General features: G+C 63.6%; 7 protein-coding genes. 1 reads left to right on the top strand and 6 read right to left on the bottom strand.

Features of this window, described 5'->3' with window-relative positions; genetic code table 11:
* Window positions 1-25: 25 nt before the first annotated feature.
* Complete coding sequence (locus ABOA88_RS10225) at window positions 26-919, bottom strand: LysR family transcriptional regulator (protein WP_196170956.1); 894 nt, start codon at window positions 917-919, stop codon at window positions 26-28.
* A 124-nt stretch (window positions 920-1,043) separates the two neighbouring features.
* Here ABOA88_RS10225 and ABOA88_RS10220 point away from each other — a divergent pair, with 124 nt between their 5' ends.
* Window positions 1,044-2,288, top strand: coding sequence for an MFS transporter (locus ABOA88_RS10220; RefSeq protein WP_196170957.1), 1,245 nt, complete (start codon window positions 1,044-1,046; stop codon window positions 2,286-2,288).
* Window positions 2,289-2,411: 123 nt separating this feature from the next.
* On the opposite strand, the gene hemE is transcribed toward ABOA88_RS10220, so the two are convergent.
* From hemE to aroB, 5 genes are all read right to left on the bottom strand, one after another.
* Window positions 2,412-3,476, bottom strand: coding sequence for a uroporphyrinogen decarboxylase (gene hemE, locus ABOA88_RS10215; RefSeq protein ID WP_196170958.1), 1,065 nt, complete (start codon window positions 3,474-3,476; stop codon window positions 2,412-2,414).
* A 238-nt stretch (window positions 3,477-3,714) separates the two neighbouring features.
* Window positions 3,715-5,133, bottom strand: a complete 1,419-nt coding sequence (locus ABOA88_RS10210; RefSeq protein ID WP_043208574.1) for an FAD-dependent oxidoreductase — start codon at window positions 5,131-5,133, stop codon at window positions 3,715-3,717.
* Between the two features lie 123 nt (window positions 5,134-5,256).
* Window positions 5,257-9,702 carry a glutamate synthase large subunit gene (gene gltB, locus ABOA88_RS10205; RefSeq protein ID WP_367851523.1) on the bottom strand — a complete coding sequence of 1,482 codons (4,446 nt, stop codon included), beginning with the start codon at window positions 9,700-9,702 and terminating at the stop codon, window positions 5,257-5,259.
* A gap of 364 nt (window positions 9,703-10,066) precedes the next feature.
* Entirely contained in the window at window positions 10,067-11,704 is a 1,638-nt protein-coding gene (locus ABOA88_RS10200) for an AAA family ATPase (protein WP_196170959.1), read from the bottom strand.
* Between the two features lie 15 nt (window positions 11,705-11,719).
* Window positions 11,720-12,817 carry a 3-dehydroquinate synthase gene (gene aroB / locus ABOA88_RS10195; protein WP_196170960.1) on the bottom strand — a complete coding sequence of 366 codons (1,098 nt, stop codon included), beginning with the start codon at window positions 12,815-12,817 and terminating at the stop codon, window positions 11,720-11,722.
* Window positions 12,818-12,888: the final 71 nt, after the last annotated feature.

Here is a 12,888-nt window from a genome sequence, read left to right as displayed (position 1 = left end):
ACAGTGCCGCAGACCACGTCCATCCTCAATCCAGCACCTGCTGCGTCAACAACTCGGCAAAGGCACGGGCCATGGCCGATCCGCCGACCTGGCGCTGGATAAGCCATACCGCCGTGATCGCGCCCTCGTCCAGCAACGTGCGATAGACCACCCCGTCGATGCGCATGCGCTGGAACGACGCCGGCAGTACCGACACCCCCAACCCCGCCGACACCAACCCGATGATCGTCATCGCCTCCCCCGCCTCCTGGGCAAAATGCGGGTTGAACCCAGCCTGTCGCGCCAGGCTCAGCAACTGCGCATGCAGGCCACTGCCGTAGCTGCGCGGAAAGAACACAAAGGGCTCATGGGCCAAGGCTTGCATGTACAGCCCTTGCTCGCTGCCCTGGGCAAGCGGATGAGAGGCATTGATCACCGCCACCAGCGGCTCGCTGAACAGCTCGGTGGCCACCAACCCCTCTGGCAAGGGCATCGGCCGCATCAGGCCGACTTCGATGGACTCGTCGAACACCGCCTCGGCCACATCCCGGCTGCTCATCTCCCGAAGGTTCAGGTGTACCGCCGGAAAACGCTGGCGGAACGCATGCAATGCCTTGGGGATTTTTGACGTAAAGGGCGCCGATGAGGTGAAGCCGATCTTCATTTCGCCCAACTCGCCCAACTGCGCCCGTCGGGCGACGTCGGCAGCCTTCTCCACCTGGGCCAGGACCTGACGCGCTTCTTCGAGAAACAAGCGACCAGCCTCGCTCAGTTCCACCCGCCGATTGGTGCGCTCGAACAGGCGCGCGCCCAATTCCTGCTCCAGAGCCTGGATCTGCTGGCTCAAGGGCGGCTGGGAAATCCCCAGTTGCTGGGCCGCACGTCCAAAGTGCAGTTCTTCAGCCACGGCAATGAAATACCGCAAATGGCGCAGTTCCATGAAGCCTCCAAATAAGTCGTAAAACCTATCAAACAGGTCGAACAATATATTGGATCTAATCGTTAGCCAGCTATATGCTTTTTTCCATCGCAACGCCGGCCCCCGCGCCCCGAGGTACCCTGCCGTGAAATCCGCCGTCGCCCCGCTATCCCTTGACCCTGACCCCGTCCTGAACGACGCCTGGATAGAAAAAGGCAGCCCCGCCTTCATGAAGACCGTGCTGGCCTTGTTCAGCGGCGGCTTCGCCACCTTTGCCCTGCTTTACTGCGTGCAGCCGATGATGCCGTTGTTGTCGCGGGAGTTTTCCATCAATGCGGCGCAAAGCAGCCTGGTGCTCTCGGTCTCCACCGCCACGCTGGCCTTCGGCTTGCTGGTCACAGGGCCGATCTCGGACCGCATCGGGCGCAAGCCGGTCATGGTCTTCGCCCTGCTGTGCGCGGCGCTTGCGACACTCGCCAGCGCAGTGATGCCAAGCTGGGAGCTGGTGCTCGCTACCCGCGCCCTGGTCGGCCTGTCGCTGAGCGGCCTGGCGGCCGTGGCGATGACCTACCTGAGCGAAGAGATCCACCCGCAACACATCGGACTGGCCATGGGCTTGTACATCGGCGGCAATGCCATTGGCGGCATGAGCGGTCGGTTGATCACGGGCGTGCTGATCGACTTCGTCAGCTGGCACACGGCAATGCTGACCATCGGCAGCTTGGCGTTGATGGCGGCGCTGGTGTTCTGGAAGGTACTGCCCGAGTCGCGCAACTTCCGCCCCCAGCCGCTGAATCCGCGCAGCCTGGTGGACGGCTTCGTCATGCACTTCAAGGACGCCGGGCTGCCTTGGCTGTTCCTCGAAGCCTTCCTGCTGATGGGCGCGTTCGTCACGCTGTTCAACTACATCGGCTATCGCCTGCTGGCCGAGCCCTACCACATGAACCAGGCCTTGGTCGGCCTGCTCTCGGTGGTGTACCTCTCGGGTATCTACAGCTCCGCGCAGGTCGGCGCCCTGGCCGACAGGTTGGGCCGGCGCAAGGTGTTCTGGGCCAGTATCGTGGTGATGGCCGCAGGGCTGCTGATGACCCTGACCAGCCCACTGGTGGCGGTCATCCTGGGCATGCTGGTGTTCACTTTCGGCTTCTTCGGCGCCCACTCGGTGGCCAGCAGCTGGATAGGACGCCGGGCGCTCAAGGCCAAGGGCCAGGCTTCGTCGCTGTACCTGTTCTGCTACTACGCAGGTTCGAGCATCGCCGGCACCGCCGGTGGTGTGTTCTGGCACCAGGTCGGCTGGAACGGCATTGGCCTGTTCATCGGCAGCCTGCTGGCCGTGGCGTTGCTGGTGGCCCTGCATTTGAGCCGGTTGCCTTCCAAGACCCCTGCCTGAAACCGCGCAAACCGGCTCCAGCGCCAATTCGACCCTGGCCTGGAGCTGTTTGGTCTCGCAATGGGCTGCAAGGTAGCCGCTGGCACACCTGCATCAGCAGATGCAGGTGGCCTTTCTCGAAACTCAAACGTGGTATTGCGCCGACAGCTCGTGCACAGCGTTGATGAACGCACCAGCGTGTTCCGGGTCGACCTCAGGCGTGATGCCATGGCCCAGGTTGAACACATGACCGCTGCCATGGCCATAGCTTGCCAGGATCCGCGCCACCTCCTTGCGGATGGCTTCGGGCTTGGCATACAGCACAGTCGGGTCCATGTTGCCCTGCAGAGCGACCTTGTCACCGACCCGGCGACGGGCATCGCCGATCTCGCAGGTCCAGTCCAGGCCCAAGGCGTCGGCGCCGGCCTCGGCGATGCTTTCCAGCCACAGGCCGCCGTTCTTGGTGAACAGGATAACGGGCACCTTGCGCCCTTCGTGCTCGCGGATCAGGCCGCTGACGATCTTGCGCATGTAGGCCAGGGAGAATTCCTGGTAGGCCGCCGCCGACAGGTTGCCGCCCCAGGTGTCGAAGATCTGCACGGCCTGGGCACCGGCCTGGATCTGACCGTTGAGATAGCTGGTGACCGACTGGGCGAGCTTGTCCAGCAGCAGATGCAGGGCCTGGGGATTGTCGTAGAGCATGGCCTTGGTCTTGCGGAAGTCCTTGGACGAACCGCCTTCGACCATGTAGGTGGCCAAGGTCCAAGGGCTGCCGGAGAAGCCGATCAGCGGTACGCGGCCGTTGAGTTCGCGGCGGATGGTGCTGACGGCGTCCATCACGTAGCCAAGGTCTTTGTGCGGATCAGGGATCGGCAGCGCTTCGATGTCGGCCGGGGTGCTGATGACCTTCTTGAAGCGCGGGCCTTCGCCGGTCTCGAAGTACAGGCCTTGGCCCATGGCATCGGGAATGGTGAGGATGTCCGAGAAGAGGATCGCCGCGTCCAGCGGGTAGCGGTCCAGCGGCTGCAAGGTGACCTCGCAGGCGAACTGCGGGTTCATGCACAGGCTCATGAAGTCACCGGCCTTGGCGCGGCTGGCGCGGTACTCCGGGAGGTAGCGACCGGCCTGGCGCATCATCCAGACCGGGGTGACGTCTACGGGTTGCTTGAGCAGTGCACGCAGGAAACGATCGTTCTTCAGGGCAGTCATGTCGGCATCCAGCAAAAAAGTGCGGGCATTTTCTCAGACGCCGACACAAAAGGCACGGCCAAGGCCATGCGTTTTGTCTATTGAGTGCCGTAGATCAAGCATTTTTGTATACAAAAATGCTTCGGGGCGGCCTTCCTTCGCCCAGCCCCGCACGTCTCACGCCATTCTCGAGACTTGCGCTGTGCCTGTGGGAGCGGCTTTAGCCGCAATAGGGCTGCAAAGCAGCCCCACTGACGGATCAGACGCCGAGATAGTCGAGAATGCCTTCTGCCGCAGTACGGCCTTCGAAGATCGCTGTCACCACCAGGTCCGAACCGCGCACCATGTCGCCACCGGCGAACACTTTCGGGTTGCTGGTCTGGTGCTTGAACTTGGCCTTCTCCGGTGCCACGACGCGGCCCTGGCTGTCGGTCTGGATGTCGAACTGCTCGAACCACGGCGCCGGGCTCGGACGGAAGCCGAACGCGATCACGACGGCATCGGCCGGCAAGATCTCCTCGGAACCTGGAATCGGCTCGGGGCTGCGACGGCCACGGGCATCCGGCTCGCCCAGACGGGTCTCGACCACCTTCACGCCTTCGACCTTGTCCTCGCCGACGATGGCGATGGGCTGACGGTTGTAGAGGAACTTCACGCCCTCTTCCTTGGCGTTTTTCACCTCGCGGCGCGAACCCGGCATGTTGGCCTCGTCGCGGCGATAGGCGCAGGTCACCGACTTGGCGCCTTGGCGGATCGAGGTGCGGTTGCAGTCCATCGCGGTATCGCCACCGCCGAGCACCACCACCTTCTTGCCCTGCATGTCGACGAAGTCTTCCGGCGACTTCTCGAAGCCCAGGTTGCGATTGACGTTGGCGATCAGGAAGTCCAGCGCGTCATGCACGCCCGGCAGGTCCTCGCCTGGGAAGCCGCCCTTCATGTAGGTGTAGGTACCCATGCCCATGAACACCGCATCGTACTCAGCGAGCAGCTGTTCCATGGTGATGTCCTTGCCCACCTCGGTGTTCAGGCGGAACTCGATGCCCATGCCGGTGAAGACTTCGCGGCGATTGCTCAGCACGGTCTTTTCCAGCTTGAACTCGGGAATACCGAAGGTCAGCAGGCCACCGATTTCAGGGTTGCGGTCGAACACCACCGGGGTCACGCCCGCGCGCACCAGCACGTCGGCGCAGCCCAGGCCCGCAGGGCCTGCACCGATGACCGCGACACGCTTGCCAGTCGGCTTGACCTTGGACATGTCCGGGCGCCAGCCCATGGCGAAGGCAGTGTCGGTGATGTACTTCTCCACCGAGCCGATGGTCACCGCGCCGAAGCCGTCGTTGAGGGTGCAGGCACCCTCGCACAGGCGGTCCTGCGGGCACACACGGCCGCACACTTCTGGCAGGGTGTTGGTCTGGTGCGACAGTTCCGCCGCCGCCAGGATGTTGCCTTCGGAGACCAGCTTCAGCCAGTTGGGGATGAAGTTGTGCACCGGGCACTTCCACTCGCAATACGGGTTACCGCAACCCAGGCAGCGGTGTGCCTGTTCGACCGACTGCTGGGGCTTGAAGGGTTCGTAGATCTCTACGAACTCCTTCTTGCGCTGGCGCAGCAGCTTCTTCTTCGGGTCTTTACGGCCCACTTCGATGAACTGGAAGTCGTTGTTCAGACGTTCAGCCATTTTTCAAAACCTCTTAACAGCAGCTGCAAGCTAAGCGCTGCAAGCCGCAAGACGATCACTTAAGCCGGGCGAACCTGGAACCGCTTCAACTTGCAGTTCGAGGCTCGCCACTTGCAGCTGCTTTTACTGCGGGTTGGCACGGGTGCTGGACAACAGTTGCTTGAGGTTGGCGGCCTTGGGCTTGACCAACCAGAAGCGACGCACGTAGTCGTCCAGGTTCTCCGAGAGCTCGCGCCCCCACTCGCTGCCGGTCTCTTCCACGTATTCGCCAAGGACCCGCGCCAGATGGCTGCGGTAGGCCTCCATCGCCTCACCACTGATACGCTGGATTTCCACCAGTTCGTGGTTGAGTTTGTCGACGAAGGTGTTGTCCATGTCGAGCACATAGGCGAAGCCGCCAGTCATGCCAGAACCGAAGTTGTAACCGGTCTTGCCCAGGACGCAGACAAAGCCGCCGGTCATGTATTCACAGCAGTGATCGCCGGTACCCTCGACCACAGCGTGGGCGCCGGAGTTACGTACAGCGAAGCGTTCGCCCGCAGTGCCAGCGGCGAACAGCTTGCCGCCTGTGGCGCCATACAGGCAGGTGTTGCCGACGATGGCGCTGTGCTGGGTTTCGAACGGGCTGCCGGCAGGCGGCACGATGGTCAGCTTGCCGCCGGTCATGCCCTTGCCCACGTAGTCGTTGGCATCCCCTTCCAGGTGCAGGTTCAGGCCACCGGCGTTCCACACGCCAAAGCTCTGGCCGGCAGTGCCCTTGAAGCGGAAGGTGATTGGCGCACCGGCCATGCCCTGGTTGCCGTGCAGGCGGGCGATCTCGCCGGAGATACGCGCACCGATGGAACGGTCGCAGTTGCAGATGTCCAGGCTGAATTCGCCACCGGAAAGATCGCGAATCGCCGGCAGGGCCATCTCGACCATTTTCTCGGCCAGCTCGCCTTTGTCGAACGGCGGGTTCTTGTCGACTTCGCAGAACTGCGGCTTGTCGGCCGGAATGTGCGAGCTGCCCAGCAGCGGCGACAGGTCCAGGTACTGCTGGCGCTCGGTATCGCCTGGCAGGATGTCGAGCAGATCGGTACGCCCGATCAGCTCGCCCAGGCTACGCACGCCCAGCTTGGCCAGCCACTCACGGGTTTCCTCGGCGACGAAGGTGAAGAAGTTCACCACCATGTCGACGGTACCGATGTAGTGGTCCTTGCGCAGCTTGTCGTTCTGGGTGGCAACGCCGGTAGCGCAGTTGTTCAAGTGGCAGATACGCAGGTATTTGCAGCCCAGGGCGATCATCGGCGCGGTGCCGAAACCGAAGCTCTCGGCGCCGAGGATGGCCGCCTTGATCACGTCCAGGCCGGTCTTCAGGCCACCGTCGGTCTGTACCCGCACCTTGCCACGCAGGTCGTTGCCGCGCAGGGTCTGGTGGGTCTCGGCCAGGCCCAGCTCCCACGGTGCACCGGCGTACTTGATGGAGGTCAGCGGCGAGGCACCGGTGCCACCGTCGTAGCCGGAGATGGTGATCAGGTCTGCGTAGGCCTTGGCCACACCGGCGGCGATGGTGCCCACGCCGGCCTCGGCCACCAGCTTGACCGACACCAGCGCCTGCGGATTGACCTGCTTGAGGTCGTAGATCAGCTGGGCCAGGTCTTCGATCGAGTAGATGTCATGGTGCGGGGGTGGCGAAATCAGGGTCACGCCCGGCACGGCATAGCGCAGCCGTGCGATCAGGCCGTTGACCTTGCCGCCAGGCAGCTGGCCGCCCTCGCCGGGCTTGGCGCCCTGGGCCACCTTGATCTGCAGCACTTCGGCGTTGACCAGGTATTCCGGGGTGACGCCGAAGCGGCCGGTGGCCACCTGCTTGATCTTCGAGCTCTTGATGGTGCCGTAGCGGGCCGGGTCTTCGCCGCCCTCGCCGGAGTTGGAGCGCGCGCCCAGGCGGTTCATCGCCTCGGCCAGGGCCTCGTGGGCTTCCGGCGACAGGGCGCCGAGGGAGATGCCCGCGGAGTCGAAACGCTTGAGGATGTCCTCCAGCGGCTCGACCTGATCCAGCGCCAACGACTGGTCGGCCAGCTTGACCTTGAGCAGGTCGCGAATCATCGACACCGGACGCTGGTCGACCAGCGTGGTGTATTCCTTGAACTTGGCGTAGTCGCCCTTCTGCACTGCTGCCTGCAGGGTGTTGACCACATCCGGGTTGTAGGCGTGGTACTCGCCGCCGTGGACGAACTTGAGCAGGCCGCCCTGCTGGATCGGCTTGCGCGCGCTCCAGGCTTCGGCCGCCAGCAGCTTCTGGTCGTTCTCAAGGTCCACGAAGCGTGCGCCCTTGATGCGGCTGGCCACGCCCTTGAAGCTCAGGCCGACCACTTCCTCGGCCAGGCCCACGGCTTCGAACAGCTGGGCGCCGCGGTAGGAGGCGATGGTGGAGATGCCCATCTTCGACAGGATCTTCAGCAGGCCTTTGGAGATACCTTTGCGGTAGTACTTGAACACTTCGTCCAGGTCGCCCAGCACCTCGCCGGTGCGGATCAGGTCGGCCAGCACTTCGTAGGACAGGTACGGGTAGACAGCCGAGGCACCGAAGCCCAGCAGCACGGCGAAGTGGTGCGGGTCACGGGCGGTGGCGGTCTCGACCAGGATGTTGCTGTCGCAGCGCAGCCCCTGCTCGGTCAGGCGGTGGTGCACCGCGCCAACGGCCAGGGAAGCATGCACCGGCAGCTTGCCCGGGGCGATGTAGCGGTCGCTCAGCACCAGCTGGGTCTTGCCGCTGCGCACGGCTTCCTCGGCCTGGTCGGCGATATTGCGGATGGCCGCTTCCAGGCCAACGCTCTCTTCATAGTTGAGGTCGATCAGCTGGCGGTCGAAGCCTTCACGCTCCAGGTTCATCAGCGAACGCCACTTGGCGGGCGAGATGACCGGGGAGCTGAGGATTACCCGCGAGGCGTGCTCGGGAGACTCCTGGAAGATGTTGCGCTCGGCGCCCAGGCAGATTTCCAGGGACATGACGATCGCCTCGCGCAGCGGGTCGATCGGCGGGTTGGTCACCTGGGCGAACTGCTGGCGGAAGAAGTCGTAAGGCGAGCGCACGCGCTGGGACAGCACTGCCATCGGCGTGTCGTCGCCCATCGAGCCGACCGCTTCCTGGCCCTGCTCGCCGAGCGGACGCAGCACCTGGTCACGCTCCTCGAAGGTGACCTGGAACATCTTCATGTATTGCTTGAGCTGGTCAGCGTCATAGCTGGCCACGCCTTGGTCGTCGGTCAGGGTCGCCTGGATGCGCAGGGCATGCTGACGCAGCCAGCGCTTGTAGGGATGGCGCGATTTCAGACGATTGTCGATAGCGTCCGTGTCGAGAATCTGGCCAGTCTCGGTGTCCACGGCGAAGATCTGGCCCGGACCAACGCGTCCCTTGGCCAGCACGTCCTCGGGCTTGTAGTCCCAGACGCCGATTTCCGAGGCCAGGGTGATGTAGCCGTTCTTGGTGGTCACCCAGCGCGCCGGACGCAGGCCGTTGCGGTCCAGCAGGCAGACCGCGTGGCGGCCCTCGGTCATGACGATACCGGCCGGGCCGTCCCACGGCTCCATGTGCATGGAGTTGTACTCATAGAACGCGCGCAGGTCGGCGTCCATGGTCTCGACGTTCTGCCAGGCTGGCGGTACCAGCATGCGCACGCCGCGGAACAGGTCGATGCCGCCGGTGACCATCAGCTCGAGCATGTTGTCCATGCTCGAGGAGTCGGAACCCACGCGGTTGACCAGCGGGCCGAGCTCTTCGAGGTCGGGGATCAGATCGTTGGCGAACTTGGTGCGACGGGCGATAGCCCAGTTGCGGTTGCCGGTGATGGTGTTGATCTCGCCATTGTGAGCGAGGAAGCGGAAGGGCTGCGCCAGCGGCCACTTCGGCAGGGTGTTGGTGGAGAAGCGCTGGTGGAACACGCAGATCGCGGTTTTCAGGCGCTCATCGCCCAGGTCCGGATAGAAGGCGGAAAGATCCGCCGGCATCATCAGGCCTTTGTAGATGATGGTCTTGTGCGAGAAGCTGCAGATGTAGTGGTCGGCGTCGTGGGCATTGGACACGGACGAGCGACGACGGGCACTGAACAGCTTGATGGCGAATTCCTGGTCGCTCAGGCCTTCGCCGCCGATGAAGACCTGCTCGATCTGCGGCAGGCGCTCCAGGGCCAGACGCCCAAGCACGCTGGTGTCGATCGGGACCTTGCGCCAGCCGACCAGCTTCAGGCCGGCATTGATGATCTCACGGTCCATGTTGGCGCGGGCCGCTTCGGCCTTCACCGGGTCCTGATTGAAGAACACCATGCCGACGGCGTACTGCTTGGGCAGCTCGACGGCGAAATGTTCCTGGGCCACGGCACGCAGGAATTGATCGGGCTTCTGCATGAGCAGACCGCAACCGTCGCCGGTCTTGCCGTCGGCGTTGATCCCGCCGCGGTGGGTCATGCAGGTCAGCGCCTGCATGGCGGTTTGCAGAAGATGGTGGCTCGCCTCGCCCGTCATATGGGCGATCAGGCCGAAACCACAGTTGTCCTTGAATTCTTCGGGATGGTACAGACCTGTTTTCATAGACACTTTCTCACCAGGTTCGCCTCTCAACCAAGGCAAATCTCTTTTTAGTACAACCACTTACCATCCACGCCGATCGAATGCCAGCTTTTTGCGGTGGGCAATGGGAAACCATTGTTGCACAGGGACAGCAACGCCCACAAATTTTCATGACGCATCACTGAAAACTTATGTCGCATTTTTGAATGTTTTTGCGCCATTAGCCGTGGTAACGGCTTGACTCGAGTCTGAAGCGTTTCAGCCATGACTGCAAGAAAGGGCTTGTGGCCGGCAGTCCGGGACAGAAAAGCCTGCCGCGCTCAGGCGCAGCAGGCTTATCGAAACTCAGGCAACTGGGCAGCGGGGTGGTGCCGCCCGGAAGGTGTCAGCGGGCCGTGGCCAGCTCTTGTTGGACGCTGCCGACGGTTCGTGGCCAAGGTTTACCAGCCTGGACCTTGGCTGGCAAGTTCTTGATTGCCGCAACCGCTGCATCGCGACTGGCGAAGTTGCCGTAGGTCACCACGTACAGGGGTTTGCCCTGTAGGGTCTTCTTGAAGTAGCGATAGTCGCCACCCTGGGCCTTGACGAAGGACTGGGCCGAGGCCTCGGAGCTGGTGCCGAAGATCTGCACCACGTAGTTGCCCGGCTTCTGACCGCTGTACCAGCCGCTGTTGCCCGCGCCACCAGCGGTTGGCTTGGCGACTGGCTTGGCAGTGGCGACTTGGGTCGGCGCCGGAGCAGGCTTGGCAGGTGCAACCGCCTTAGCCGGCTGGGTTGCAACGGGCTTGGGCGCAGGCGCAACAGGTTGGGCCGGTGCGGTGGCGACATTCTGGACCGGCGCACTGGTGACGGGCTGAGCCGGTGTCGGGGCTGGGCCCGCAGTGGCACCTTGCGGCGGCGCGATGGTCGTGACGGTCGGCGGGCTGGCTGGCTGCAGCGCGGTATTGCCGGCCGGGCCGCCCTCCTCGCCATCCCCCATGCCGGCTGCCTGGGCCAGCGGCTCGCGCATCACCGGCTGCGACTGCCCAACCAGCGGCAGCGGCATTGGCTGGGAAGAGCCGGAGAACTCGATGGCTGGACCACCGTTGTTGGACTGGGCATTGGCCGGCTGGCCTTCACCCAGCGGCAACTGGGCCTGGGCGGCAGGCGCTTCGGCAGGCTTGTCACCGCCCTTCTTGGGCATCAGGACCGCCGCGGCAACCGCGACCACGACGACAGCGGACAGCGCGAGCACGTGTTTCTTAGGCATATTGAACCCCATGGATGGTCGCTTCACCGTACTGCGGCTGGCGATCATGGCTTCGATCAAGGTATCGCGGGCGACCTGGTTGATGTTGCCAGGCCAGCCGTCGGAGTTTTCATGGATGTCGACGATCTGTTCACGGGTGAACACCTCGATGCCCCGGCCTGCGCCATCCAGACGCTGCTCCAGGTACTCGCGGGTTTCCTCCTCGCTGTAGGGCGCAAGCTCGATGACATGGAATCGCTCCCCGTCGGCATCGAGCCCTTCCAGTGCGGCGATCAGTGACGGCTCACCGAACAGGAACACATGCGGACGCCCCTCCGGAACACCCGCCGCCAGCTCCAGCAACGCTTGGAGTGCCGACTCGTCGAGTTGTTCCGCATCGTCCACCAGCAAATAGACTTCCTGCCCGGTCAACGCCAGCTGCACGACTTGGGCGAGGATGGTCTGCACTTCGGCATTGGCGACATTGAGTGCCTGTGCTACCTGGGCCAGGACGCTGGCCGCATCGCCCGCGCCACGGGCCGAGACCACCACGCTCTGCACCGACTGCTTGTTGGTGCTAGCCACCAAGGCCTGGCGCAGCAGGGTCTTGCCGCTGCCCACGGGACCTGTGACCACCAGCATCAGCTGGCTGTAACGCGCCAGATGATGCAGCTGGCCCAGCACCGGCTTGCGCTGGGCGGGGAAGAACTTGAAACCGGGCACGCGTGGCGCGAACGGATCATGGCTCAACTGATAGTGGTCGAGAAACGCCTCATCGGCATGCAAACTGGTCATTGCGCTGTCACAACCTCAAAGCTGGGCCACGATTGCGCGGTAATCCGCTGCCAACGTGGCCTGAAGAATCTCTTTCGGATAGTCGTCGGTCACCACGGCCTCGCCCATCTGGCGCAGCAGCACCAGGCGCAAGCGACCGTCGAGGACCTTCTTGTCGACCGCCATGTGTTCCATGAAATGCTCAGGGGTCATCTCCTGGGGAGGCACCACCGGCAAGCCGGCCGCCTGCAGCAGACGGATGCCGCGATCTCGCGCAGCCTGGTCGATCCAACCCAGGCGCATGGACATTTCCAGTGCCATCACGGTACCGGCCGCCACGGCTTCGCCATGCAGCCAGACGCCATAGCCCATGTGGGTCTCGATGGCATGACCGAAGGTATGACCGAGGTTCAGGGTGGCCCGCACGCCGGATTCGCGTTCGTCGGCGCCGACCACTGCAGCCTTGGCCGCGCACGAGCGGCGGATGGCTTCGGTGAGCGCGACGGGCTCCAGCTCGCGCAGGTCATGGATGCGGGCTTCGAGCCAAGTCAGGAACGGCTCGTCGCAGATCAGGCCGTACTTGATGACCTCGGCCAGGCCCGCCGACAGTTCGCGTGCAGGCAGGGTCTTTAGGCTGGCGGTGTCGATCAGCACGGCGTTGGGCTGATAGAACGCGCCGACCATGTTCTTGCCCAAGGGATGATTGATGCCGGTCTTGCCGCCCACCGAGGAATCGACCTGGGACAACAAGGTAGTCGGTATCTGGATGAAGTCGACGCCGCGCTGGTAGCAGGCAGCGGCGAAGCCGGCCATGTCCCCGATGACACCACCACCCAGGGCCACTACGGTGGTCCGGCGATCATGCCGGGCGGTGAGCAGGGCATCGAAGATCAGTTGCAAGGTTTCCCAGTTCTTGTGGGCCTCGCCATCGGGCAACACCACGGGCAACACCGCGTAGGCACCGAGGGTGCGACTCAGACGTTCGAGATACAGGGGAGCAACGGTTTCGTTCGAGACAATGGCGACCTGCCGTCCGGCAATGTGCGGCGCCAGCAGTTCAGGCTGGTCCAGCAGGCCTTCGCCAATGTAGATCGGGTAGCTGCGTTCGCCCAGGTCGACCTTTAATGTCTGCATGTATCCCCACAATGTACTAGGGCGCGGCATCGTCCAGGCGACCCCGCGCGGTAACGTTCAACCCGCCTCGG

The sequence above is a fragment of the Pseudomonas sp. PKS genome (assembly GCF_051913525.1).
In the GTDB taxonomy this organism is placed as follows: domain Bacteria; phylum Pseudomonadota; class Gammaproteobacteria; order Pseudomonadales; family Pseudomonadaceae; genus Aquipseudomonas; species Aquipseudomonas guariconensis_D.
This window is presented reverse-complemented; position numbering and strand designations above follow the sequence as displayed.